This window comes from Rhodoluna sp., assembly GCF_049276775.1.
Classification (GTDB): Bacteria; Actinomycetota; Actinomycetes; order Actinomycetales; family Microbacteriaceae; genus Rhodoluna.
The window spans coordinates 1-3,083 of record NZ_JBASXC010000109.1; the positions used below are offsets into that span (position 1 = coordinate 1).

2 protein-coding genes are annotated in these 3,083 nt (G+C 51.3%); one reads left to right on the forward strand and one right to left on the reverse strand.

Translation table 11 applies throughout. The features are described 5' to 3' along the window. The coding region (gene serA, locus WAO31_RS06680; protein WP_509591748.1) for a phosphoglycerate dehydrogenase at positions 1–1,337 on the forward strand (1,337 nt) is incomplete at its 5' end. A gap of 47 nt (positions 1,338–1,384) precedes the next feature. Here the strand turns inward: serA and glpK are convergent. Next, positions 1,385–2,887: a glycerol kinase GlpK gene (glpK, locus tag WAO31_RS06685; RefSeq protein ID WP_509591750.1), complete on the reverse strand. Its 1,503-nt coding sequence runs from the start codon at positions 2,885–2,887 to the stop codon at positions 1,385–1,387. Between the last annotated feature and the right edge of the window lie 196 nt (positions 2,888–3,083).

Here is a 3,083-nt window from a genome sequence, read left to right on the forward strand (position 1 = left end):
GTGCTGGTGTGATGGTTGTAAATGCACCGACCTCGAACGTTATTTCTGCTGCTGAGCTTGCTATCGGGCATTTACTCTCTCTTGCCCGTCACATCCCGGATGCTAATGCTTCTCTAAAGCAAGACAAGTGGGAAAGAAGTAAATTTACTGGCGTTGAGCTATACGACAAGACCATCGGAATTGTGGGCCTTGGACGAATTGGTTCTTTGGTTGCGGAAAGACTTTCTGGTTTTGGAGCAAGGCTTATCGGTTATGACCCTTATGTCACTCCTGCCAGGGCTGAACAGATCGGTGTTTCACTTGCATCCCTAGACGAGGTCATGGAGGAAAGTGATTTCATCACTATCCACATCCCTAAGACCCCAGAAACTACCGGTCTTATCGGCAAAGACCAGTTTGCTAAGGCAAAGTCAGAGCTTCGAATTGTTAACTGCTCACGCGGGGGAATCATTGACGAGGACGCTTTACTTGAGGCGCTAACAACCAACCGCATCGCAGGCGCTGGACTTGATGTGTTTAATAGTGAGCCCCCTAAGGGCTCACCTCTATTGTCTTTGTCTAACATCCTCGTCACCCCTCACCTTGGAGCCTCAACAGACGAGGCTCAGGAGAAAGCCGGTATCTCGGTTGCAAAGTCGGTTCGTCTTGCTTTGGCCGGGGATCTAGTTCCAGACGCTGTCAATGTTGCCGGTGGCAACATTGACGATTCTGTGAAGCCGGGTATTTCTTTGGCCGAGAAATTGGGTCAGGTGCTGTTTGGGATGGCCGATGCTTCTTTGGTTTCTGTTGAGGTTGAGGTTCGTGGCGAGATTGCGGTCCACGATGTTTCTGTTTTGAAGCTTGCTGCCCTAAAGGGAGTGTTCCAGAACGCTGTTTCTGAGCAGGTTAGCTATGTCAATGCGCCTTTGCTCGCTGAGCAAAGGGGAGTTGAGGTCAAGCTAACTGTTGAAAGGCAGTCGGATGAGTACCGCAACATGACCACGGTTCGTGCTGTGCTATCGGATGGGTCTGTGATCTCGGTTTCTGGAACAGTAATTGGTCCTAAGCTTCACGAGAAGATTGTGAACATCAACGGGTATGACGTTGAGCTTTCCTTCGCCGAGCACCTGGTGTTAATGGTTTACTCTGACCGCCCTGGCATTGTTGCCGTATACGGCAAGGCCTTTGCAGATGCCAACGTCAACATTGCTGCCATGCAGATTGCAAGGCAGCAAAAAGGTGGCAAGGCGCTATCGGTTATTACCGTTGACTCGCCAATTGAGGCAAGTGTCCTAGAGAAGCTAAAGACTGACATTGAGGCATCGACCATGAAGGCGATCACTGTAGTTTCTAGCTAGCAGGCTTTCTAACCAAGCCAATCTAAAGATTTGGTTCTAGCAGAGGCTTATTCAACCCAGTCGAGTGTCTTGGTCACAGCTTTCTTCCAAAGCGCAATCTGTCGCTGACGCTCTTTATCGTCCATGTTTGGAATCCAGCGGTTGCCTTCTTTCCAGTAGTTTCTGAGCTGATCAAGATCAGACCAGAAGCCAACCGCGAGTCCTGCTGCGTAGGCGGCTCCCAAGGCTGTGGTTTCTGTCACCACTGGACTGATAACCGGAACATTCAAGATATCTGCCTGAAACTGCATCAGTGTGTTGTTTTGAATCATTCCGCCATCGACCTTGAGCTCGGTTAGAGCTACCCCCGAGTCGGCGTTCAGGGCTTCGAGGACTTCGAGAGTTTGGAAGGCGACCGCTTCGAGGGCGGCTCTTGCGATGTGTCCTTTGTTTACGAATCTGGTAAGTCCAACCAGGGCTCCTCTGGCATCTGGTCGCCAGTAAGGGGCAAACAGGCCGCTGAAAGCCGGTACGAAGTAAATTCCGCCGTTATCCGTAACGGTGTTGGCCATCGCCTCTACCTCGGGAGCATTTTGAAAGAAGTTCAGGTTGTCTCTAAGCCACTGGATCAGTGATCCCGTGACGGCAATCGATCCCTCGAGGGCATAGACCGGTTTAGAGTCACCGAGCTTATAAGCCACCGTGGTGAGCAGCCCATTTTTTGAAAAGACAATGTCTTCACCGGTGTTGAAGATAAGGAAGTTACCGGTTCCGTAGGTGTTTTTTGATTCACCCTTGTTGAATGCGGCCTGACCGAAGGTCGCAGCCTGCTGGTCTCCCAGGATTGCCGCAATTGGCACATCTCGAAGCAGGCTTGACTCACTGACAATCCCGTAAACCTCAGAGGATGAGCAGATCTCGGGAAGCATCTGGGTTGGTATGCCAAAGACTGCCGCCACTTCTTGATCCCATGACAGGGTCCGAAGGTCCATGAGCATTGTTCTGCTGGCGTTTGTCACATCGGTTTTGTGAACGCCGCCTTCTACTCCTCCGGTGAAGTTCCAAAGCAACCAGGTGTCCATGGTTCCAAACAGCAGATCCCCATTTAGGGCTGCTTCCTTGGCTCCGGGGACATTTTCTAGGATCCAAACAATCTTGGTTCCGGAAAAGAAAGTTGCCAGCGGTAAACCGCTAGTTTCTTTGAATCGATTTATGCCGCCGTTTTTGGCAAGCCGATCGACGATTGGCTGAGTTCTGGTGTCTTGCCAGACCAGGGCGTTATAGACCGGAATGCCGGTGTGCTTATTCCAGACAACTGTTGTCTCGCGCTGGTTAGTTATCCCAACCGCGGTAATTGAGTGACGGGTGATGTTTAGGCGACCGAGGGCCTGACCCACAACCTCACGAGCGTTGTCCCAGATTTCCATTGGGTCGTGCTCGACCCAGCCGGCCTGTGCCATGATCTGCTTATGTTCGAGCTGAGCGGTGGCTACCGATTCTCCGAAGTCGTTGAAAATAATCGCCCTGGTGCTGGTTGTTCCCTGGTCTACAGAGATGACAAACTTTTCCATTTTTTCTTGGGCTCTAACTTCCTTGGTGGGCTCCACTTTTCCAAAAGACTACTCCAACGGAACCCATGACCTAGTTCGATCTAGCTAGAGCATCCATTCCAGCTCGCCAGGTGGTGTATCCACCTGATAGGTTCTTGGCCTTGATGCCGTGACCTTTTAGAAGCTGAACAGCGGTGTGACCGCGCTGCCCAACAGC

Coding starts and splice junctions, on each gene's coding strand:
- glpK (WP_509591750.1), bottom strand. CDS start 2,887: ATGGAAAAGTTTGTCATCTCTGTAGACCAGGGAACAACCAGCACCAGG.